19 protein-coding genes and 1 riboswitch are annotated in these 20589 nt (G+C 60.6%); of the genes, 14 read left to right on the top strand and 5 right to left on the bottom strand.

Going from position 1 to position 20589, the window contains the following annotated elements; all coding sequences use genetic code 11:
* Positions 1-16: 16 nt before the first annotated feature.
* Positions 17-1294 (top strand): L-fuconate dehydratase, encoded by a 1278-nt coding sequence (locus ACZ5A6_RS12545; RefSeq protein WP_003516405.1) that lies wholly within the window; start codon positions 17-19, stop codon positions 1292-1294.
* On the opposite strand, the gene cobD is transcribed toward ACZ5A6_RS12545, so the two are convergent.
* Positions 1276-2322 carry a threonine-phosphate decarboxylase CobD gene (gene cobD / locus ACZ5A6_RS12540; RefSeq protein WP_174060568.1) on the bottom strand — a complete coding sequence of 349 codons (1047 nt, stop codon included), beginning with the start codon at positions 2320-2322 and terminating at the stop codon, positions 1276-1278. The genes ACZ5A6_RS12545 and cobD overlap by 19 nt on opposite strands.
* Between cobD and cbiB the strand changes: the two genes are divergently transcribed.
* Entirely contained in the window at positions 2321-3286 is a 966-nt protein-coding gene (cbiB, locus tag ACZ5A6_RS12535) for an adenosylcobinamide-phosphate synthase CbiB (protein WP_174060567.1), read from the top strand. The two genes, cobD and cbiB, sit on opposite strands and share 2 nt — an antisense overlap.
* Here the strand turns inward: cbiB and ACZ5A6_RS12530 are convergent.
* A complete protein-coding gene (locus ACZ5A6_RS12530; RefSeq protein WP_174060566.1) occupies positions 3273-4730 on the bottom strand; it encodes a cobyric acid synthase in 1458 nt (485 codons plus the stop codon). The two genes, cbiB and ACZ5A6_RS12530, sit on opposite strands and share 14 nt — an antisense overlap.
* Before the next feature lies 1 nt (position 4731).
* On the bottom strand, positions 4732-5349 hold the full coding sequence (gene cobO / locus ACZ5A6_RS12525; RefSeq protein ID WP_035252400.1) for a cob(I)yrinic acid a,c-diamide adenosyltransferase: 618 nt from the start codon (positions 5347-5349) through the stop codon (positions 4732-4734).
* A gap of 127 nt (positions 5350-5476) precedes the next feature.
* Positions 5477-5691, top strand: a riboswitch (cobalamin riboswitch).
* Between the two features lie 155 nt (positions 5692-5846).
* On the opposite strand from cobO, the gene ACZ5A6_RS12520 reads away from it, so the two are divergent.
* The 7 genes from ACZ5A6_RS12520 to ACZ5A6_RS12490 are packed head-to-tail and all read left to right on the top strand — an operon-like array spanning position 5847 to position 14129.
* On the top strand, positions 5847-6233 hold the full coding sequence (locus ACZ5A6_RS12520) for a DUF1636 family protein (RefSeq protein ID WP_174050214.1): 387 nt from the start codon (positions 5847-5849) through the stop codon (positions 6231-6233).
* Positions 6230-7267: a cobalamin biosynthesis protein CobW gene (cobW, locus tag ACZ5A6_RS12515; RefSeq protein WP_013636993.1), complete on the top strand. Its 1038-nt coding sequence runs from the start codon at positions 6230-6232 to the stop codon at positions 7265-7267. Before ACZ5A6_RS12520 ends, cobW begins: the two co-directional genes overlap by 4 nt.
* Before the next feature lie 5 nt (positions 7268-7272).
* A complete protein-coding gene (gene cobN / locus ACZ5A6_RS12510; protein WP_464110951.1) occupies positions 7273-10623 on the top strand; it encodes a cobaltochelatase subunit CobN in 3351 nt (1116 codons plus the stop codon).
* Positions 10620-11978 (top strand): precorrin-3B synthase, encoded by a 1359-nt coding sequence (gene cobG, locus ACZ5A6_RS12505; RefSeq protein WP_174060564.1) that lies wholly within the window; start codon positions 10620-10622, stop codon positions 11976-11978. The genes cobN and cobG overlap by 4 nt, the downstream gene beginning before the upstream one ends.
* Complete coding sequence (locus ACZ5A6_RS12500; protein WP_003516424.1) at positions 11975-12607, top strand: precorrin-8X methylmutase; 633 nt, start codon at positions 11975-11977, stop codon at positions 12605-12607. The genes cobG and ACZ5A6_RS12500 overlap by 4 nt, the downstream gene beginning before the upstream one ends.
* Positions 12604-13371: a precorrin-2 C(20)-methyltransferase gene (locus ACZ5A6_RS12495; protein WP_019565970.1), complete on the top strand. Its 768-nt coding sequence runs from the start codon at positions 12604-12606 to the stop codon at positions 13369-13371. The genes ACZ5A6_RS12500 and ACZ5A6_RS12495 overlap by 4 nt, the downstream gene beginning before the upstream one ends.
* On the top strand, positions 13368-14129 hold the full coding sequence (locus tag ACZ5A6_RS12490; protein ID WP_174060563.1) for a precorrin-3B C(17)-methyltransferase: 762 nt from the start codon (positions 13368-13370) through the stop codon (positions 14127-14129). The genes ACZ5A6_RS12495 and ACZ5A6_RS12490 overlap by 4 nt, the downstream gene beginning before the upstream one ends.
* On the opposite strand, the gene ACZ5A6_RS12485 is transcribed toward ACZ5A6_RS12490, so the two are convergent.
* A complete protein-coding gene (locus tag ACZ5A6_RS12485; protein ID WP_174060562.1) occupies positions 14096-14878 on the bottom strand; it encodes a cobalt-precorrin-6A reductase in 783 nt (260 codons plus the stop codon). The two genes, ACZ5A6_RS12490 and ACZ5A6_RS12485, sit on opposite strands and share 34 nt — an antisense overlap.
* Between ACZ5A6_RS12485 and cbiE the strand changes: the two genes are divergently transcribed.
* The 3 genes from cbiE to cobM are packed head-to-tail and all read left to right on the top strand — an operon-like array spanning position 14877 to position 17331.
* Positions 14877-16154, top strand: a complete 1278-nt coding sequence (cbiE, locus tag ACZ5A6_RS12480; protein WP_174060561.1) for a precorrin-6y C5,15-methyltransferase (decarboxylating) subunit CbiE — start codon at positions 14877-14879, stop codon at positions 16152-16154. The two genes, ACZ5A6_RS12485 and cbiE, sit on opposite strands and share 2 nt — an antisense overlap.
* A complete protein-coding gene (locus ACZ5A6_RS12475; RefSeq protein WP_174060586.1) occupies positions 16148-16561 on the top strand; it encodes a cobalamin biosynthesis protein in 414 nt (137 codons plus the stop codon). The genes cbiE and ACZ5A6_RS12475 overlap by 7 nt, the downstream gene beginning before the upstream one ends.
* Entirely contained in the window at positions 16558-17331 is a 774-nt protein-coding gene (gene cobM, locus ACZ5A6_RS12470; protein ID WP_174060560.1) for a precorrin-4 C(11)-methyltransferase, read from the top strand. The genes ACZ5A6_RS12475 and cobM overlap by 4 nt, the downstream gene beginning before the upstream one ends.
* Here cobM and ACZ5A6_RS12465 read toward each other — a convergent pair.
* Positions 17286-18416, bottom strand: coding sequence for a cobalt-precorrin-5B (C(1))-methyltransferase (locus ACZ5A6_RS12465; protein ID WP_162692021.1), 1131 nt, complete (start codon positions 18414-18416; stop codon positions 17286-17288). The genes cobM and ACZ5A6_RS12465 overlap by 46 nt on opposite strands.
* 59 nt (positions 18417-18475) lie before the next feature.
* On the opposite strand from ACZ5A6_RS12465, the gene cobA reads away from it, so the two are divergent.
* A complete protein-coding gene (gene cobA / locus ACZ5A6_RS12460) occupies positions 18476-19264 on the top strand; it encodes a uroporphyrinogen-III C-methyltransferase (protein WP_174060559.1) in 789 nt (262 codons plus the stop codon).
* A complete protein-coding gene (locus ACZ5A6_RS12455) occupies positions 19261-20577 on the top strand; it encodes a cobyrinate a,c-diamide synthase (RefSeq protein ID WP_174060558.1) in 1317 nt (438 codons plus the stop codon). Before cobA ends, ACZ5A6_RS12455 begins: the two co-directional genes overlap by 4 nt.
* Positions 20578-20589 lie beyond the last annotated feature (12 nt).

The following is a 20589-nucleotide window of genomic DNA, read 5'->3' as shown; positions in this document are numbered from 1 at the left end:
CCGCGAGTGAACGGCCATGACCAAAATTACTGATCTGCGAGTTTTCGACCTGCGTTTTCCGACCTCCCAGAGCCTTGATGGTTCGGATGCGATGAACCCCGACCCGGATTATTCGGCGGCTTACGTCATTCTCGACACCGACGAACCGGAACTGAAAGGCCACGGGCTGACCTTCACCATTGGCCGCGGTAATGAGATTTGCTGCATGGCCATCAAGGCGATGCGCCATCTGGTGGTCGGAACCGATCTGGCGACGGTGACCGAGAACCCCGGCAAATACTGGCGCCACCTAACTGGTGATAGCCAGCTTCGCTGGATCGGCCCGGACAAGGGCGCGATGCATCTCGCCACCGGCGCTGTCGTCAACGCTGTCTGGGATTTGCTGGCCAAAAAGGCGGGAAAGCCGGTCTGGCAGCTTGTTGCCGATATGAGCCCGGAAGAAATCGCCGATATCGTCGATTACCGTTATCTGACTGACGTGCTGACGAAGGACGATGCGCTTGCGATCCTCAAAAAAGCCGAAAGCGGCAAAAAGGAACGTATCGAGACGCTGAAGAACGAAGGCTACGCCTGCTACACCACATCAGCCGGCTGGCTCGGTTATGACGACGCCAAGCTGCGCCGTCTTTGCCAGGAAGCGATCGATGCCGGTTTCAACCATGTAAAGATGAAGGTTGGCCGTGATCTCGAAGACGATATCCGCCGCCTCACCATAGCCCGCGAGGTGATCGGCCCCGACCGTTATCTGATGATCGACGCCAACCAGGTGTGGGAAGTGGATCAGGCGATTGAATGGGTCAAGCAACTTGCCTTCGCCAAGCCCTTCTTCATTGAAGAGCCGACCAGCCCGGACGATGTCGCCGGCCATCGCAAGATCCGTGCAGCCATCGGCTCCGTGAAGGTGGCAACCGGCGAAATGTGCCAGAACCGTATCATGTTCAAGCAGTTCATCGCCGAAGGTGCAATCGACGTGGTGCAGATCGACAGCTGCCGCATGGGTGGTCTTAACGAGGTGCTGGCGGTTCTGTTGATTGCTGCCAAATACAATTTGCCGGTCTGGCCGCATGCCGGTGGCGTCGGCCTTTGCGAATATGTGCAGCATCTGTCGATGATCGACTATCTCGTGGTTTCCGGCACCAAGGAAGGCCGCGTGATCGAATATGTCGACCATCTGCACGAGCATTTCATCGAACCCTGCGATATTCGCAATGCCGCGTACATGCCGCCGAAGCTGCCCGGTTTCTCCATTGAAATGAAGCCGGATTCTATTGCGACCTACACGTTCAAGGGATGATTGAAGGATAACAGCGCTTCCGTGAGGCGCTGCCACTCCGCTTCGCTGCCGGGAAGGCCGAAACGCATGTCGTTCGGCCTTTCATCAAAAATGCGCACCAGAATGCCGTGCAGGCCAAGGTGATCGAAAAGTTCTTTGGCCCGGTGGTCCCGCACCAGGGTGAACAGGGACGTACCGCCGGCAATCTTCAGGCCCACTTTTTCCAGCAATTCACTCATACGCTGTGCTTCTGCCGCAAGCCGGAGCCGCATGGATGATTGCCATTCCCTGTCCGCCAAAGCCTGCGTCGCGATATTGAGCGCCGGCCCGGATACTGCCCAGGGGCCAAGCCTTGCCTCCAGTTCCGCAGCGATGTCGGGATGCGCAAGCGCAAAACCGAGTCGGACCCCTGCCATGCCATAGAACTTGCCGAAGGATCGCAGTATTATCAGCGCGTCACGCCCTGCGACATTTGCAAGACTTTCCGTATGTCCTGTCTCGATAAAGGCCTCGTCTACGACGAGCAGGCCGCCTTTGCGGCGCATCGCCTCGGCCAGCGACAACAAAGCTTCTCGATCCGTGATGCGACCATCGGGGTTGTTGGGATTGACCACCACCGCATAGTCGTACGCTGACAGATCACTGATATGGTCTACCTCGGTCACGGTCAGTCCGGCCATGCGCGCGGTGCGGGCATGTTCGGCATAAGCGGGTGAGAGCACGGCTCCGCTTTTCGCTCCGCGTTCGAGTGCCAGGTGAGCCAGCAATGGCATCAGCATCTGGGTGCCGGGGGACAGTGCCACATGCCCCGTGGATGGTGCGCCGAAAGAGGCGCCAGCCAGCCTTTTCAATTCTTCGGCCGCGTCAGGCTCCGGCAGGCGGGCAAATGCGCTGGCGGGAACGGGAGAATGCGGGTAGGAGTGCGGATTGATCCCGGTCGACAGGTCGATCCACGGTTCCGGCGCTTCAGGAAACATCAGACGCGCCTTGCCGAGATTGCCGCCGTGACGGATCGCAGCCTGCGCCTTTTCCGGTACCTTATCGCCCATGTTCTTCGCTCTCGCTTTTCTGTCGCTCTTGATCGAACGCCTGACTGGATATCCGGACTGGCTGTTCAAACGCATCGGTCATCCCGTCACCTGGATCGGTTCGCTTATCGCGCTGCTGGACAAAAAATGGAACCGGGAGAGTGCTTCATTTTCGCAGCGTAAGGCGGCAGGCGTCGTGGCGCTTTCCGTTTTTCTGGCGCTGACGGTGCTTGTTGCATGGTTAGTGCAATCGGTTCTGCTTTTATTGCCCCTTGGTCTGTTGCTTGTTGCGGTGCTTGGGGCGTCACTTCCGGCCCAAAAAAGTCTGGAACAGCATGTGGAGGCCGTCGCCATTGCGCTGGAACGCGAGGGGATTGACGGCGGGCGCAAAGCTGTCTCCATGATCGTCGGGCGCGATCCGCAGGCGCTGGATGAGCCGGCAATCTGCCGGGCGGCGATTGAAAGTCTGGCTGAGAATTTCTCTGACGGCATTGTCGCCCCTTCCCTCTGGCTTGGTCTTCTGGGGCTGCCAGGCGGTGCGGGTTATAAGGCAATCAACACGGCCGACAGCATGATCGGTCATCGCTCGCCACGCCATGAGGCCTTTGGTTGGGCGTCGGCCCGGCTGGACGATCTGGTCAATTTGCCGGCATCGAGACTGAGCGGCGGTCTTTTCGTGGTCGCCGCGTTTTTCGTGAAGGGTGCATCACCGAAAGGGGCAATTGCTGCGATACGCCGCGATGCGCGGCATCACCGCTCTCCCAATGCCGGCTGGCCGGAGGCGGCACTGGCCGGGGCACTGGGCTTTGCGCTGGCCGGGCCGCGCTCCTATGGCGGGCAGATGATCGAGGCTCGTTTCATGGGCGAAGGCGGAAGAGCGACACTGGTTGCTGGCGATATTCGCAAAGCGCTCAGGCTGGCGAGGATCGCAGACTTCTTGCTGATCGCGCTGTTCGGATTGCTGGCAATCCTTATCGCGCTATAGAAAGCAGTCTGTCGAGATCGAGGTGGTTCTCCATATGGGCCGCCAGGCGGTCAAGAACGGCATCTACCTGCGCATCATAGTTCAGTTGCGTGCTCTGCCCACCAAGGCGCTCAAGCCACGCCCCGCGTTGGCGGTCATCCGCAAACAGGCCGTGGATATAGGTGCCTAGGATTCGGCCATCGGGCGAAATTGCGCCATCGGTGTGCCCGTTAATGGTCGAAAATGGCAGGTTGCCCGGAGCACCCGTCGTTTCGCCAACATGCATTTCATAGCCGGATAAGGGAATTCCGTCGAAACTCTGTCCCTGCACGGAAACGAGCCTCTTGTCGCCCGTCAAAACCGTCATCACATCCAGCAGGCCCAACCCATCGACCGTCATTGGTGGTCCTTCGATGCCGTCAGGGTCGGCAACGGTTTTTCCAAGCATCTGGTATCCGCCGCAGAGACCGAGAACATAACCGCCGCGGCGCACATGTGCCTTGATGTCGATGTCGAGGCCTGCATTTTTCAGCACGGCGAGATCAGCTATGGTGGATTTCGAACCGCAGAGCAGAACCAGCCGGCAATCGGCGGGAATGGTCTCGCCCTGCCGCACTCGGATCAGCTCCACATCCGGCTCCATGTCGAGCGGATCCAGATCGTCGAAATTGGAAATATGCGGCAGGATTGGCACGGCAATGCGGATTTTCGCGCCGGGCTTTTGTTGTGCCGGGCCGGTAAGCCCAAGGGCGTCCTCCGCTGGCAATTTCGCAGCATCGGAAAAATGCGGCAATAGCCCGATGGACGCCCAGCCGGTCTTTTCCGCGATCATCCGCATGCCGTCTGAAAACAGCGTAGGGTCACCGCGAAAGCGGTTCACGATGAAGCCCTCTATCATCGCGGCATCATCGCGTTCGAGAACGGTTTTTGTGCCCACGAGGCTGGCGATGACCCCGCCCCGGTCGATATCGCCGATCAGGATCACGGGAGCATCTGCGGCGCGGGCAAAACCCATATTGGCGATGTCGTTAGCGCGGAGGTTGATTTCGGAAGCACTTCCCGCCCCTTCCACCAGCACCAGATCGGCCTGTTGTTTCAGGTGCTCGAAGCTCTCCAGCACATGCGGCATCAGCCCGGCTTTCATGTGCTGATAATCGGCTGCCTTGGCATTGCCGACAATTTTGCCCTGTACGACGACCTGTGCGCCGGTTTCGCTCTGCGGCTTTAAAAGCACCGGGTTCATGTGAACCGACAGCGGAACGCCTGCTGCCCGCGCCTGCAGCGCCTGCGCGCGACCGATCTCGCCGCCATCGGCAGTGACCGCCGCATTGTTCGACATGTTCTGCGGCTTGAACGGCATGACGGACAGGCCACGCCTGACGAAGGCGCGGGCAAGGCCAGCCACCATCAGCGATTTGCCGACATCCGAGCCGGTTCCCTGAAACATCAGCACACGTGCAGTCATGTCAGTATTCTATCCCGGCCTGCGCCTTTACGCCCGCCTTGAAGTGATGTTTGACGAGGGTCATTTCCGTCACCATGTCGGCAGCGTCGATCAACGGTTGTTTGGCGTTGCGGCCGGTAACGATGACATGCAGATCGGATCTACGGTTGGAAAGCGTTTCGACGACCTCTTCCAGCGGCAGGTAATCATAGCGGAGCGCAATGTTCAGTTCGTCGAGAACCAGCAATCCGATCGTCTCGTCAGCCATCAGTGCTTTCGCTTCCTCCCAGGCCTTTGTAGCCGCCGCGACATCGCGCTTGAGGTCCTGCGTGTCCCAGGTAAACCCCTCGCCCATGGTGCGCCATTCCACCCTGTCGCCGAACAAAGTCAGGGCCTGCTGTTCACCCGTCGACCATGCGCCCTTGATGAATTGGACGACGCCGACCCGCCGCCCGGTGCCGAGCATGCGCAAAGCAAGGCCGAAAGCGGCCGTGGATTTGCCTTTACCAGGGCCGGTATTGATCATCAGCAGACCTTTTTCGATGGTCTTTTCCGCGACTTCGGCATCCTGAACCGTCTTGCGGTTGACCATTTTCTGCCGGTGGCGTTCGGCTTCGCTGTCGCTGATATCGCGTGTCATCGCGTTTTCCTTCTCGTCCAGCGGCGCGGGACCGTATGCCCCCACCATTCGGAGCGGCGACTATACTCAATTTGCCGCACCCGGCAATCGACAAGCCGGCAGCATTGACCGTCACGCCCGTTCAGCCTAAGGGTAAGGCACTGACGGTCTTTTCCCGGCAACGGGAAAAGCTAAGAGGGAACACGGTTCCACCCCATAACGGGTCATTCCGTGGCTGCCCCCGCAACTGTAAGCGGTAAGCCCGCACTATGAAGCCACTGGACCATAAAATTGGCCCGGGAAGGTGGTGCAGGGTGTTTTAAAGCCGCAAGCCAGGAGACCTGCCGTTTCAGGAAAAAACGTCTCCCGGGCGGGGTGCTCCGGTCAGCCGGTCGAATTGATTTGCAGCCGCGCTTTTCAGTGCGCTGTTTTCGACATCCGCACCCCGATGAGTTTAAAGGCGCGGAAAGCGGAACGGTTTGGATATTACCACAACATCTTCTTGTGCGGACGGGACAATGGAAGCCAACACAGCTTCCGGCGTGGTCGTTTTTGTCTGCCGAAGCTGTCGCGACGACACCGATCCCAATGCGGAGCCGCGCCCCGGCACCATCCTTGCGGAAGCTGCCATCGCAAAAGCGCGTGAATCCGGCATCGATGTTCGCTCCGTCAATTGCCTTGCCAATTGCAAACGCGGCCTCAGTGCCGTGCTGCGCGGTGCCGATGGCTGGTCCTATGTATTCGGCGGGCTGACGCCCAACGATGCGGAAGACCTGCTCACGGGCGCGCAAATGCTGGCCGCCTCCGCAGATGGCCTGATGCCTTGGCGCGGCCGCCCCGACACATTGAAGCGCTGCATGGTGGCGCGCATTCCCCCATTCGATTTTACCGAGGAGAGATCATGAGCACCCTTCTGGACCGCGTTCCCTGCACCATCGTCACCGGCTTTCTGGGGGCTGGAAAAACCACGCTGCTGCGCGGTCTCCTAGAAAAGCTTGATGGCAAGCGGCTTGCCATCATCGTCAACGAATTCGGTGATATCGGCATCGATGGGGATATCCTCAAGGGATGCGGCATTGAGAGCTGCCCGGAGGAAAACATCGTCGAGCTGGCCAATGGCTGCATCTGCTGCACGGTGGCGGATGATTTCCAGCCGGCCATCGAGCAGATTCTGAGCCGCCAGCCGAAGGTGGAGCATATCCTCATCGAGACCTCCGGCCTTGCCCTGCCCAAGCCGCTGGTGCAGGCATTTCAATGGCCGGCCATCAAGAGCCGCGTGACGGTTGACGCTGTGGTTGCCGTGGTGGATGGCGCTGCCCTTGCCGAGGGTCAGGTGGCGCATGACATGGAAGCCCTTGCCGCCCAGCGCGCAAATGACGAAGCCCTCGATCACGACGATCCGGTCGAAGAGGTTTTCGAGGACCAGATCGCCTGTGCCGATCTTATCGTGCTGACCAAGGCGGATCTGCTCGATAGCGCCGGTCTGGAAAAGGCGAAGGCTCATATTCTCGAGCATTTGCCGCGGGCCGCAAAGATCGTCGTCGCCTCGAATGGCGTCATCGATCCGGCCGTGCTGATCGGCCTCGGTCTTGCGGTTGAAGAGGATATCGAAAACCGCCGCACCCATCACGATGGTGAACTTGACCACGAACATGACGATTTCGACAGCTTCGTCATCGACCTGCCGGCCGTGACCGATCCGGAAGCGCTGGCGGCTCGTATCGCCGAGACAGCGGCTGCGGAAAATGTTCTGCGCATCAAAGGTTTCGTCGAAGTATCCACCAAGCCGATGCGCCTGCAGGTGCAGGCAGTCGGTAGCCGCGTCAACCATTATTATGACCGTCCCTGGGCGGCCGGTGAAGAGCGCCGCAGCCGCCTCGTCGTCATAGGCGAAAAGGGCCTCAACCGCGAAAAGATCGAACAGATGTTGGCCGCCTGATAGAAATGCACATTCTCGCCACCACATCTTCGTCTCTGGACGACCTGATCGAGCCGGTTGATCTCAACCAGCCGCGATCGGATGTGGTGATGCTGTCTTTTTCGGCAAGCGATCTTGCCGGGCTGGAACAGGCATGGCGGCAGGCAGAGGGCGCGCTTCCGTCCCTGTCCGCCGCCAACCTCTCCGAGCTTCGGCATCCGATGTCGGTCGATCTGTGGATCGAAAAGACGGCCGAACATGCCCGTGTCATCCTTATCCGGATTCTCGGCGGCGCGGAACGCTGGCGCTATGGCGTCGATCAGCTCAGCACGATGGCGCGGCGACGTGGCATAAAACTTATGCTCCTGCCGGGTGAATGCAGTGAGAGAGACGAAAAGCTCGAAGCAGCCTCGACTGTTGATCGCCAGACGTTGGCGTCCGTCCTCGCCTTCTTCCGCGAGGGTGGGCGGGAAAATATGGACCGGCTTGCCATTGGTCTTGCTGCCCTTGTAAGTGGTGGCGCATGGCCAGATATCGAGGCTCAACCGCTGCCGAAAGCCGGCTTTTACCGGCCGGGTAAAGGCGTCGTGGATCAGGCGGAAGCCTGCGCCGGTTTTCCCGCCGTTGCAGCTGTCCTTCCCATTCTCTTTTACCGCTCCATGCTTCTTGCGGCCGATGCGGCGCCCGTGGATGCGCTTTTTAACGCGCTCTCTCAGCGCGGTTTTGCGCCATTGCCGATTTTCGTCAGCGGCCTCAAGGATGGGGAGGCAATTCGCTTTCTCGAAACCGTACTGCCCGAACTCCAGCCCGCCGCCATCGTTGCCGCCACGGCTTTTGCCAGTCAGATGGACGACAGCGGTAAAACCCTGTTTGACCGCCTCGGCGTGCCGGTGTTTCAGGTGGTTATGGCGACGACGCGACGGGAAGGCTGGGCGGAAAATGCGCGCGGTCTCAACCCTTCCGATCTTGCCATGCATGTGGTCCTGCCGGAACTCGATGGCCGGATTCTTGCTGGCGCGATATCATTCAAGCAGGTGCGGACTGATGGCGGTATCAGCCTCATCAATGTACCGGAGGCTGATCGCGTCGAACAGGTGGCAAACAGAATCGCTGCCTTTCTGCAATTAAAACAGTCCACGCCACAGGAACGGCGGATCGTCATTCTGATGCCGGATTATCCCGGTGCTGCGCCGGGGCGCACGGGTTATGCCGTTGGTCTCGATGTGCCGCAAAGCGTGCTTGAAATGCTGCGCGATCTGGCCGCGGCAGGATATGTGGTTTCGGATATTCCCGAAACGGCGCGGGCTTTGCTGGATTGTGTCGAGCAGCAGGAAGCGGCTGTTGGACTTTCAGACTATCGTGATTTTCTTTTGGGTTTGCCTGAAGGGGTTGCCGCCTCCGTGGATGGCACGTGGGGTTCGGCCGAACAGGACGACGCACTAGCCGACGGCGCATTCCGTTTTCGCGTCGCCCGTTTCGGCCAGATATTCGTGGCCCTGGCACCGGATCGTGGGCGAAATGAGGATCGGCGGGTGGATTACCATGACCCTGCCCTGCCGCCACGTCATGCGTTGGTCGCTTTCGGCGCCTGGATGCAGCGTGTCGCAGGGGCGCATGCCATTGTGCATGTCGGTGCGCATGGCACGCTGGAATGGCTGCCCGGCAAGACAGTTGCGCTTTCCCGCGATTGTTTTCCTGAAATCGTCACCGGGTCTTTGCCGGTGGTCTATCCGTTCATCGTTTCCAATCCGGGTGAAGCGGCGGTTGCCAAACGGCGGATCGCTGCTGTCACGATCGGCCATGTTCCGCCTGTGCTGGTAGATGCCGGGCTTTCGCCGGAACAATCGGCTCTGGAACAGCTCGTCGACGAATATGCGCAGGCGGACGGGCTTGACCGCCGCCGCCGTGACCGGCTGGCGAAACTAATCGTAGAGAAGGCACTGGAAACCGGTCTTGCGGCGGATGCCGGTGTCGGTGCAAAGGACGATGCCGATGCGGCGCTGTCGCGCATCGACGCCTTCCTCTGCGACCTGAAGGACTTCGCCATCAAGGATGGCCAGCATGTTTTTGGCCGCAGCCCCGAAGGCGAGACCGATCTTCTGAGGCTTGAAAGTGCTGCGGCGGAAAAAACGGCGCTGCTTGCCGCGCTCGATGGCCGCCATATTGTCCCCGGTCCTTCCGGCGCACCCGCGCGCGGGCGTCTCGATGTCCTGCCGACGGGCCGCAATCTTTATGCTGCCGATCCGCGCACCATGCCGACGCCGACGGCTTTCGAGCTGGGCCGCATGGCGGGCGAAGAAGTGCTTCGGCACCATCTGCAATCCCATGGCGACTGGCCGAAACATCTGGTTTTTGATCTCTGGGGCAGCGCCAGCCTGCGCAATGGCGGCGAGGATGTGGCGCAGGCGCTGCATCTGATGGGGGCGAGACCGATCCATGACCTGGCGACGGGTCGCGTCACAGGCATCGAGGTTCTGCCGCCGGCGAGTATCGGGCGGCCGCGTGTCGACGTCACATTCCGGATTTCCGGCCTGTTCCGCGACATGTTTCCGGCGTTGATCGCTCTTCTAGACGCCGCCGCCAAGGCCGTCGCGCGGCGGGATGAAGCGCCGGGTGATAATCCGCTGGCGGAAGAAGCGGCGGCACTCGGGCATATACCGGCACGCATCTTCGGCTCCGCACCCGGCACCTATGGTGCGGGCACTGAGGAGAAACTCGCCAGCGGAAAATGGGAAGAACGTGAGGAACTAGGGCAAGCCTATCTGGATGCGGCAAGCCATGCCTTTGGCGGTGCGGATGGGCTTGAGATTTTCGAGGATGCCGGTTTTGTCGAGCTGGTGCGCCGTGCCGACCTTCTCGTTCACACCGGTGACGATCCGGGCCGGGATCTTCTCGACGGCTCTTCCGATGTCGCCTTCATTGGTGGGTTTTCCGCCGCAAAGGCAGTCCTTGGCGGCGTTGCCGATATCGTGGCGCTGGATACGACCGATCCCGCGCGTCCGCGCGCGCGGTCCATTTCACATGCGCTGACGCGCGTTGTTCGGGCCCGCGCCGTCAATCCGCGCTTCATTGCCGGACAGATGCGGCACGGCCCGCGCGGGGCGGCTGAATTTGCCGAGACGGTTGACCGGCTGATCGGTTTTGCCGAAACCACCCATGCGGTATCTTCCTCGCTGATCGAGGCGCTTTACGACGCCTATTTCGGCAATGAGGACGTGCGCGATTTCATCCTGCGGGAAAATCCGAAGGCGGCGGAGGTCATGGCGACGCGCTTTTTATCTGCCCGTCGTCGCGGGTTGTGGCACAGCCGCCGCAATGCGGTGGATGCGGAACTTGAAATGCTGATCCTGCCCCGTTCTGAAAGGGTCGGCGCATGAGGACGGCCCCTTCCGATCCGGTCCAGCCGTTTGGCCGCCGTGGGACGTGTCCGGCCTTATCGACCCCGATGCTGACCGGTGACGGCTACCTGTCGCGCATCGCATTCGAGGCGGATATTACGCCCCGCGATATGATCGCGCTTTGCGATCTTGCTGAGCGGCACGGCAACGGGGTGATCGACATCACGGCACGTGGCAGCCTGCAGTTCCGCGGCCTGACTCCCGAGACCGCCTGCGACCTGGAGAATGATGTTCTGGCGCTCGGTTTGCCGCTTCGCGACGGACTGGCAGTCGAGACCTCACCTCTTTCCGGTCGGGACGATCGGGAAATCGCCGATGGCAGTGCCATTGCGGATGAGATTCGCAGAGAGGCTGCCGCGCTTGCGCTGCATGAAAAGCTCGCCGCCAAAATGTCCGTCATCATTGATGGGGGCGGCCATCTTTCCATGGGCGATTTGCTGGCCGATATCCGTCTGAAGGCGGTGCGGCTCGATCATCGAGTTTTCTGGCAATTGCTTGTCGGAGGCCCGGAGAGCAAGGCGCTACGGGCGGGATTTGTTGAAGCCGACAAGGCAGCCGATGTGGTCCTGTTGCTGCTCGTCCATCTGGCCGGCAAAGGACCGCTTGCCCGTGGCCGCGATCTGGATTTGCGGACGATAAAGGCGATTTGCGGAGACCGCCTGGTAGATAGCGAGAGCCAAGGCGAGACGTCTGCGCCTTCTTCGCCCCTGGGGCTGATGGCGGCCGGTAACGGTACTTTTGCTGCCGGTATCACTCCTGCTTTCGCGCAAGTTCGTGCTTCCGATCTGTCGCGGCTCTGTGGACTGGCGCGCGCATTTGATATCGAAACATTGCGGCCGTCGCTCAATCATAGCCTGCTATTTTTCGGGTCGCGGGATGCTTGCGATGCGCTGATGCAAACTGCGGACAGTGCCGGTTTCATCACAAGGGCAGGTGATGCGCGATCTTCCATCGCTGTCTGTCCCGGCACGCCGGGGTGCGCTTCGGCTTTCTTTCCCACACATGATCTGGCGGCCTTTGCATCGCGGGAATTAGCTTCCATGCTCGATGGCTCCTTCACACTGCATCTCTCCGGCTGCGGAAAGGGTTGCGCGCATCCCGCCCCCTCGTTTTTGACCTTTTCCGGCACCGCCGATGGTCTGGCCTTTTCGTTTTCGAGCCGCGCCTGCGACCCGCAGGACGGTATTTTACCTTTCGAGCAACAGAGGACGGCGCTTTCGCGACTTGCCCGTCTTTACGAAAAAGAACATAAGCCCGGGGAAAACGCTGCCGACCTGCTTGCCCGTCTGGGTAAGGAGGCAATCGTTGCCGCGCTTCGACAGGATGACCGATGACCGACCATGACTATATTCGCGACGGCAATGCGATTTACGAGCGCTCCTTCGCCATCATTCGCGAGGAAGCGGATTTGTCCGCCTTTACCGAAGATCAGGCGGATATCGCCATTCGCATGATCCATGCCTGCGGGCTGGTAGAAGCGGCCAGCCATTTCCGTTTTTCTCCGGATTTCGTTGTCGCTGCACGTGGTGCTTTGCTGGCGGGCAAGCCCGTTCTGTGCGATGCGGAAATGGTCGCCCACGGCGTGACCCGCGCCCGCCTTCCGGCCAATAATGACGTGATCTGCACCCTTCGCGATCCGCGCACCCCTGAGCTTGCGAAAACGATTGGCAATACCCGTTCCGCCGCCGCACTCGATCTCTGGGCGGAAAAGCTTGACGGTGCTCTCGTTGCTATCGGCAACGCGCCGACAGCGCTGTTCTATCTTCTGGAGATGCTTGAAAAAGGCGCTCCACGTCCAGCTGCCATCATCGGCATGCCGGTCGGTTTTGTCGGTGCGGCGGAATCGAAGGATGCGCTGGAGGCTAGTTTGCTCGGCATTCCCTATGCCATCGTCAAGGGACGCATGGGTGGATCGGCCATGACGGCCGCTGCCGTCAACGCCGTTGCGAGGGCAGGTCTGTGAGCGCGGCTCTTTTCGAAAATTCCAAGGGTAAACTCGTGGGCGTCGGCACCGGCCCCGGCGATCCAGAGCTTCTGACGCTGAAAGCCGTGCGCGCCATCGAAAATGCCGATGTCCTCGCCTTCTTCTGCAAGAAAGGCAGCAGCGGCAATGGTCGTGGTATCGTTGAAGCCTTTATTCGTCCGGGCACACTGGAAATGCCGCTGGTCTATCCGGTAACCGTCGAGAGCGACAAAAACGGCGAGGATTATCGCGGTGCGATCGCCGCATTTTTCGATCAGTCGGCCATGGATATTGCTGCCCATCTTGATGCCGGGCGGAATGTCGCCGTGCTGTCGGAAGGCGATCCGCTGTTTTACGGTTCCTATATGCATCTTCATCTGCGGCTTGCGCCTTCCTATGAGGCGGAGGTCGTTGCCGGCATTACCGCCATGTCCGGCTGCTGGTCGATGGCCGGTCTACCGCTGGTGCAGGGTGACGATATCTTGAGCGTGCTTCCCGGCACTCTTGCCGAAGATGTTCTGACTGAGCGTCTGTCCGGCACGGATGGCGCCGTGATCATGAAGGTCGGGCGCAACCTGCCGAAGATCCGCCGGGCGCTGGAAAAGGCCGGCAAGCTTAATGAAGCGCTGTATGTCGAGCGCGGCACCATGGCGAACAGCCATGCGGTGCCGCTGATCGAGCGGGACGCATCGCCCGCCCCCTATTTTTCGCTGGTTCTGGTACCTGGCTGGAAAACCAGACCCGCTGGCGGTGAAGCGTCATGAACGGCAGGCTGGTCGTTGTCGGCCTTGGCCCTGGCAGTTCTGCGCAGGTGACACCGGAGGCGCTCGCCGCCGTTGAGGCGTCGGAGGATTTCTTCGGTTACATTCCCTATCTCGATCGGCTGTCGCTCAGACCCGACCAACGTCGCCATGCCTCTGACAATCGCGAGGAAATCTCCCGTGCCGAACAGGCTCTGCGGCTTGCAGCCGGGGGCGGCAAGGTCTGCGTGGTTTCGGGCGGCGATCCCGGCGTTTTTGCCATGGCGGCGGCTGTTTGCGAGGCGATTGAAAATGGCCCGCGCGAATGGCGTGAGATAGACTTTTCGGTCGTGCCGGGCGTGACGGCCATGCTTGCTGTTGCTGCACGAGCCGGCGCGCCGCTCGGGCATGATTTCTGCGCCATCTCGCTGTCGGACAATTTGAAACCCTGGGGCATTATTGAAAAGCGGCTGATCGCGGCTGCGGAAGCCGGATTCGTGATGGCTTTCTATAATCCCGTCAGCAAGGCGCGTCCGCACCAGCTTGGCACCGCCTTCGATCTTTTGCGGGCACATTTGCCCGGCTCGGTGCCGGTGATCTTTGGCCGTGCGGCAGGCCGTGCGGATGAGCGCATCCGGGTCGTGCCTTTGTCGGAAGCATCGAGCGACATGGCGGATATGGCCACCTGCATCATCGTCGGTTCGGTGGAAACCCGTCTTATCGAGCGTTCGGACAAAGATCCGCTGGTTTACTCGCCGCGTTTTTCGAGAAGAGAAAGCTGATGGCGGATGGCAGTGAGCGCAGTCGCTATATCCGGCACGTTCGCGCCATCGAGGATTGCGGCGTTCAGCTTTGGCGGCCGCTCGATCATGATAACCGGCAGGCCAAGCCGCCTCGCCGCTTCGATCTTGCCGTAACTGGCGTTGCCGCCGGAGTTCTTGGAAACCACAGTGCCGATACGGTTTTCCTCCAGCATGCGGATCTCTTCATCCAGCGCAAAAGGGCCGCGCGCTGTAATATAACGAGCATCCGGCACCTTCAGCGGCGGCTCTACCGGATCAACGCTGCGAATGAGATAGCTGTGTTGGGGTGCTGCCTCGAAAGGAAGAAGTTCCTGCCGGCCGAGCGCCAGAAACACCCGCTTGCCTTCATCGCCGAGCGCGATAACAGCCTGTTCGATGGTATCGACCCTCTGCCATTTGTCATCCGGTTGGCGGTCCCAGGCGGGGCGAGAAAGTGCTACAAGCGGAACTTTGGCAAGTCTCGCCGCCTCCACGGCATTGGCGGAAATCCTCGCCGCATAGGGATGGGTGGCGTCAACCAGAATATCGAAATTCCCTGTGCGGATGAAATCCGCCAAACCCGCAGCACCGCCAAACCCGCCACTGCGCATCGGCACAGGCTGTTCCACTGGCGAAAGCGTACGCCCGGCCATGGAAAGCAGGATTCGGTAGCCGGAGTCCACCGCCAGCTTGCCGGCCAGAATGCGAGCATCCGCCGTGCCGCCAAGGATGAGTATGGAGCGTGTCATGACGTCTGAATATTCCGGAACGGACAACGCTTCCACTCAAAAGAAGGCTTCCACTGAAAAGAAAGGCAAGCCATGGCTTTTCATCGTCGGCATAGGCGAAGATGGGCTGGATGGGCTCGGTCGGAATGCCGTGGCGGCAATAGAGGCGGCCGAGATTGTTTTCGGTGGCAAACGCCATCTGGAACTGGCGGCTGCAGCCATTCGTGGTGAGGCGCGCCCTTGGCCGGTGCCGTTCGATGCGGAGATGAGCGATGTCGTGGCGTTGCGCGGTAGACGGGTCTGCGTGCTCGCCTCCGGCGATCCGTTCTTTTATGGCGCCGGCGTCACACTTCTGCGGCGGATACGGTCGGAGGAGACAGTCTGCTATCCCTCACCTTCAGCCTTCTCCCAAGCCGCGGCGCGGCTTGGCTGGGCCTTGCAGTCGACCGAATGCGTGTCGTTGCACGGGCGTTCCATCGATCTTTTGCGACCGCATCTGCATCCCGGAGCGAGGATCATCGCGCTTACTTCTGATGAGCGCGCGCCCGCTCTCATTGCGGAATTGCTGTCTCAATCCGGTTTCGGCCAGTCGGAATTTGTCCTGCTCGAAGCTTTGGGCGGAAAGCGGGAGAGGCGGCGGCAAATCAGGGCGGTCGATTTTACCTTTGACGACATCGATCCTTTGAACGTCGTGGCTATCGATGTCGTTGCTGCTGAGGGCGCACGCGTCCTGCCTTTTGTGCAGGGGCTGGATGACAGCCTGTTCGAACATGACGGTCAGATCACCAAGCGTGAAATCCGTGCCGTGACGCTTTCATCGCTGGCTCCGCGCCGGGGCGAGCTGCTGTGGGATATCGGCGCCGGTTCGGGTTCGATTGGCATTGAATGGATGCTGTCGCACCGCTCACTCCGTGCCATCGCCATAGAGCAGCATCCGGAAAGAGCCGAACGTATCGCCCGCAATGCCGAGGCATTTGGCGTTCCGGGGCTTGAAGTCATGATCGGTGCAGCACCTGCGGCTTTTGAAGGCCTGCCTCAACCGAATGCGATCTTCATTGGTGGTGGCGGCAGCGAAACGGGCGTGTTTGAGGCTGCTATGGAGGCCTTGAAGCCAGGCGGGCGGCTGGTTGCCAATGCGGTGACGCTTGAAATGGAAGCGGTGCTGCTTGCGGCCCACGCCAGGTTCGGTGGTTCGATGATCCGTCTCGATGTCTCGCGCGTTGTTGCTGTCGGCTCCATGTCGGGCTGGCGTCCGGCGATGCCGGTGACACAATGGAGCTGGGTCAAGCCGTGGTGACTGTCGCTGGCATAGGCTGTCGCAAAGGCACGGGTTCGGATGCAATTATAGCAGCCGTGCACGCTGCGGAGCTTGCTTTTGGCATGACCGTTGAATGCTTGGCGACTGCGCCGCTCAAGGCAAAAGAAGCTGGTCTTGCGGAAGCGGCGAAACGTCTGGCGCTGCCGCTTGAAATCGTATCGAAAGAACAGCTCGAGGCGGCTGCTTCGAAAACAATGACATTTTCACAGGCAAGCCTTGATCATGCCGGGACGCCCAGCGTCAGTGAAGCGGCGGCACTTGCTGCCGCCGGAGAAAATGCGCGGCTGGTCGCGGCGCGTCTCGTGGTTGGCGATGTGACGGTAGCCATCGCCACGACGAGCGACGCGCGAAATGACCGCGCCATCGAACATGGAGAACAAAAATGACGGTTCATTTCATCGGTGCCGGTCCGGGCGCTGCCGATCTCATCACGGTGCGCGGGCGCGATCTTATCGCTGCCTGCCCGGTCTGCCTTTATGCCGGCTCGCTGGTGCCGAAGGCGCTGATCGAGTATTGCCCGACGGATGCACGCATTGTCGATACGGCAGCACTGTCGCTCGATGAGATCGAGGCGGAGTTCGTTGCGGCGGCAAAGGCCGGCAAGGATGTGGCACGGCTGCATTCCGGTGATCTATCCGTCTGGAGCGCTATGGGTGAACAGATCCGTCGGCTGGAACGGCTGGGTCTCGATTATACCGTGACTCCAGGTGTGCCCTCTTTCGCTGCTGCCGCTGCCACCCTGCAGCGGGAATTGACGGTGCCGGAAGTGGCGCAAAGCCTTGTTCTGACCCGTATTTCGGGCCGCGCTTCGAAAATGCCCGAGGGCGAGACGCTGAAAGCCTTTGGTGCGACGGGGGCGACACTTGCCATCCATCTCGCCATCCATGCCATCGGCCAGGTGGTGGAAGAACTGACGCCGCTTTATGGTTCCGATTGCCCAGTCGCCATCGTTGTCCGCGCCTCCTGGCCGGATGAGCGGGTCATTCGCGGCATGTTGTTCGACATCGAGGGAAAACTGGCAGCCGAACCGGTGGAGCGGACGGCGCTGATCTTCGTCGGGCATGGGCTTGCCTCGACGAATTTTCGCGAGAGCGCACTTTATAGTACCGATTATGTCCGGCGGTTCCGCTCCCCGAAGGAAGATGCGAAGGGCTGATGCGACGGCGTGGAGGCGGTGCGTCCCTTGAGCGTGCCCTGACGATCGAACACCAGAATATCAAGCTCGATGCCGGGCACCTTCAAAGCGGCAGCCGCTGTTACCCAGGCTTTTTCCGCAACGATCGCACCGAGGTCTATCCCCGCGCGTTCGGCCAGCTCAAAGGCGTGCGCAACCATGTTGGCCTGACGAATGGCGAGGGCAAGATTTTCATCTCCGCCAGCCTCGGTTGCGAGTACCGCCAGCGCATCAAGATCGGCCAGGCCTTTCTTGGAATGCACGTCCAGCATGCCCTGGGCGAGCTTCGTCATCTTGGCGACGCCGCCGGCAATGGTTACCCGTTCGACGGGGTGGCTGCGCAGATATTTCAGCATGCCACCGATAAAATCACCCATGTCGATCAGTGCGGTCTCTGGCAGGCCGTACACTGCCTGCCCCGCCTTTTCCGAGGTGTTGCCGGTCGCGCCGAGCAAATGGGTGCAGCCGGTGGCGCGCGCCACATCGATGCCGCGCCAGATGGAGTGGATCCATGCCGAGCAGGAAAACGGGATGACGATGCCGGTGGTGCCAAGGATGGAAATGCCGCCGACAATACCGAGCCTGCCATTCAGGGTCTTTTCCGCGATTTTCTCGCCGTCTCGAACGGAAATCTCGACTTCGAAATCTGCACCGTCTCCGGCTACTTCGCGAATGGCGGTTTCGATCATCTTGCGCGGTACGGGGTTGATCGCGGGTTCGCCCGGCGGCAGGGGCAATCCAGGCCGGGTGATGGTGCCGACGCCTTTTCCAGCCTTGAAGGTTATGCCGCTGCCGGGCTTTCCCCGTCGCACGGTGCTTTCGATCAGCGCACCATGGGTCACGTCGGGATCGTCGCCTGCATCCTTGACGACGCCGGCTCTTGCGAAGTTTTCACCTTTTTCCTCGGTGGCGAGAGAAAATGCCGGCCTCACGCCGCTTGGAAGTTCGACTTCGACAGGGTAAGGAAACTCGCCGGTCAGAAGGGCAGCACAGGCCGCCTTCGTGGCGGCTGCCGCGCAAGTGCCCGTGGTCCAGCCGCGGCGAAGGGTCTTTCCATCCGTTTCCATATGAATTCCTATAGCCGGGACGGCTATTTCCGTCATCGTTAAAAAAGCAGCCGAGAAGAATGTCGATAGCGCAGGTTTTGAACAGCATCGCCGCAAAAGGTCCGGTCTTTGAGGCCGGGCATGTCTGGCTCGCAGGCGCGGGTCCGGGCGATGTGCGTTATCTGACGCTCGAAGTGGCGCTCGCGCTTTCGCAGGCCGATGTGATCGTGCGCGACGCGCTGGTAAGCGACGATGTCGTTTCCCTCGGGCCCCAGGCTGAAATCGTGTTTGCCGGCAAGCGCGGCGGCAAGCCGTCGGCAACGCAGGACGACATCACTGCCTCGCTGATTGATCTCGCCAGGCAGGGTAAGAAGGTGTTGCGGCTTAAGGGTGGCGATCCGTTTATTTTCGGGCGTGGCGGCGAAGAGGCGGAGGCGCTTGTCCGCGCCGGCATCCCATTTCGTATCTTGCCGGGCATGACCTCGTCGCTTGCAGCCCTTGCTTCAGCGCGCATTCCCGCCACCATGCGCGGTATCAGCCGCGCTGTCACGCTTGCCACCGGCCATGCCGCCGGGACCGAAGAGGATCTGGATTGGCTGGCATTGGCGAAGACACAGGAACCCATCGTCGTTTATATGGGGCTTAAGAACATAGGCTCGATCGCCGGTCTTCTGATGCAGGGCGGTCGTTCGGGCAAGACGCCGGTCGCCGTCATCATGTCGGCAACGACTGCGCAGGAACGTATTTTCATCGGCACACTGGAAAGCATAACTGACGATGCAAAACGGGAAAAATTCGAGGCGCCGGCGCTGATCGTTATTGGCGAGATCGTTTCGATGCGCGACCGACTTGGGGTGCCGACCTTATGACCACACGGGCAATCATCATCGGCGCACCGCGCTCTGGATCCGGCAAGACCAGCGTAACAATCGGCTTGCTCAGGGCCTTTGCCCGGCGCGGCATCAAGGTGCGCGGCATCAAGACGGGGCCGGATTATATCGACCCCGGCTTCCATGCCTTCGCCACCGGCACGTCCGGCCTCAATCTCGACAGCTGGGCCATGCAGCCGGAATTGCTTCGACACCTGTTGTTGCAACAGGCTGATGGTGCTGACCTCGTTTTGATCGAAAGCGCCATGGGCCTATTCGACGGTATCCCCGTGGCGGAAAACCGCACTGGTTCTGCGGCGGATCTGGCCCGGCTGTTCGGCATTCCCGTGCTGCTGGTGCTGGATGTGTCGGGTCAATCGCAGACAGCCGCTGCTGTAGCCTATGGTTTTGCCCACTATGATCCTGTTGTCACCATGGCGGCGGTGGTGCTGAACCGCGCCGGCAGCGAAAGACACCGGACGCTGTGCACGGAGGCCATCGAAAAAATCGGTCTGCCTGTCGCAGGATGCGTCCTGCGTGATCCGTCACTCATCCTGCCGGAACGGCATCTGGGCCTGGTGCAGGCCAGCGAACATCCGGAAATCGACGCGCATATAGAACGGCTGGCGGATGTGATGGAAAGGTCCATTGATCTCGATGCCTTGCTTTCGCTCGCTGCGCCTGTGGATGTGCCCTCCGGCTCGGTGGAGGCAGCGATTGCGCCGCCCGGCCAGCGCATCGCGCTTGCAGACGACGCGGCTTTCACCTTTCTTTATCCGCACCTCAAGAACCACTGGCATGCAGCGGGGGCAGAGATCGTACCCTTCTCACCGCTGGCCGACGAGGCGCCCGATGACACCTGCGACATTTGCTGGCTGCCAGGTGGTTATCCCGAACTTTACGCTGGAAGGCTTGCCGATGCTGCCGGGTTTAAAGCGGGGATTGTCCGTTTTGCCGAGGCGAAGCCGGTGCATGGCGAGTGCGGCGGCTATATGGTTTTGGGAGCGGCGCTGGAAGATGCCGATGGCGTCACCCATGCCATGACCGGGCTTCTGTCACATGCCACCAGTTTCGCCACGCGTAAGATGAACCTCGGTTACCGGCAGGCTGCAATCGTGGCAGATGGGCCGCTGGGCAAAGCGGGCGAGGTTCTGCGCGGCCACGAGTTTCACTATGCGCGTGTTATCGATCCGGGTCACGATGAGCCTTTCGCTCAGATCGCTGACGGGCAGGGTCGTCCGCTCGGCCCTTCCGGTGGCAGGCGGGGTCTTGTTTCAGGCACTTTCTTCCACGCGATAGCCAAAGCCGGGTAAGCAATTTGGCGT

It is taken from the genome of Agrobacterium sp. 6Ca8, assembly GCF_055382765.1.
This window is presented reverse-complemented; position numbering and strand designations above follow the sequence as displayed.

Coding starts and splice junctions, on each gene's coding strand:
- ACZ5A6_RS12545 (WP_003516405.1), top strand. CDS start 17: ATGACCAAAATTACTGATCTGCGAGTTTTCGACCTGCGTTTTCCGACC.
- cbiB (WP_174060567.1), top strand. CDS start 2,321: ATGTTCTTCGCTCTCGCTTTTCTGTCGCTCTTGATCGAACGCCTGACT.
- cobD (WP_174060568.1), bottom strand. CDS start 2,322: ATGGGCGATAAGGTACCGGAAAAGGCGCAGGCTGCGATCCGTCACGGC.
- ACZ5A6_RS12530 (WP_174060566.1), bottom strand. CDS start 4,730: ATGACTGCACGTGTGCTGATGTTTCAGGGAACCGGCTCGGATGTCGGC.
- cobO (WP_035252400.1), bottom strand. CDS start 5,349: ATGACACGCGATATCAGCGACAGCGAAGCCGAACGCCACCGGCAGAAA.
- ACZ5A6_RS12520 (WP_174050214.1), top strand. CDS start 5,847: ATGGAAGCCAACACAGCTTCCGGCGTGGTCGTTTTTGTCTGCCGAAGC.
- cobW (WP_013636993.1), top strand. CDS start 6,230: ATGAGCACCCTTCTGGACCGCGTTCCCTGCACCATCGTCACCGGCTTT.
- cobN (WP_464110951.1), top strand. CDS start 7,273: ATGCACATTCTCGCCACCACATCTTCGTCTCTGGACGACCTGATCGAG.
- cobG (WP_174060564.1), top strand. CDS start 10,620: ATGAGGACGGCCCCTTCCGATCCGGTCCAGCCGTTTGGCCGCCGTGGG.
- ACZ5A6_RS12500 (WP_003516424.1), top strand. CDS start 11,975: ATGACCGACCATGACTATATTCGCGACGGCAATGCGATTTACGAGCGC.
- ACZ5A6_RS12490 (WP_174060563.1), top strand. CDS start 13,368: ATGAACGGCAGGCTGGTCGTTGTCGGCCTTGGCCCTGGCAGTTCTGCG.
- cbiE (WP_174060561.1), top strand. CDS start 14,877: ATGACGTCTGAATATTCCGGAACGGACAACGCTTCCACTCAAAAGAAG.
- ACZ5A6_RS12485 (WP_174060562.1), bottom strand. CDS start 14,878: ATGACACGCTCCATACTCATCCTTGGCGGCACGGCGGATGCTCGCATT.
- cobM (WP_174060560.1), top strand. CDS start 16,558: ATGACGGTTCATTTCATCGGTGCCGGTCCGGGCGCTGCCGATCTCATC.
- ACZ5A6_RS12465 (WP_162692021.1), bottom strand. CDS start 18,416: ATGGAAACGGATGGAAAGACCCTTCGCCGCGGCTGGACCACGGGCACT.
- cobA (WP_174060559.1), top strand. CDS start 18,476: ATGTCGATAGCGCAGGTTTTGAACAGCATCGCCGCAAAAGGTCCGGTC.
- ACZ5A6_RS12455 (WP_174060558.1), top strand. CDS start 19,261: ATGACCACACGGGCAATCATCATCGGCGCACCGCGCTCTGGATCCGGC.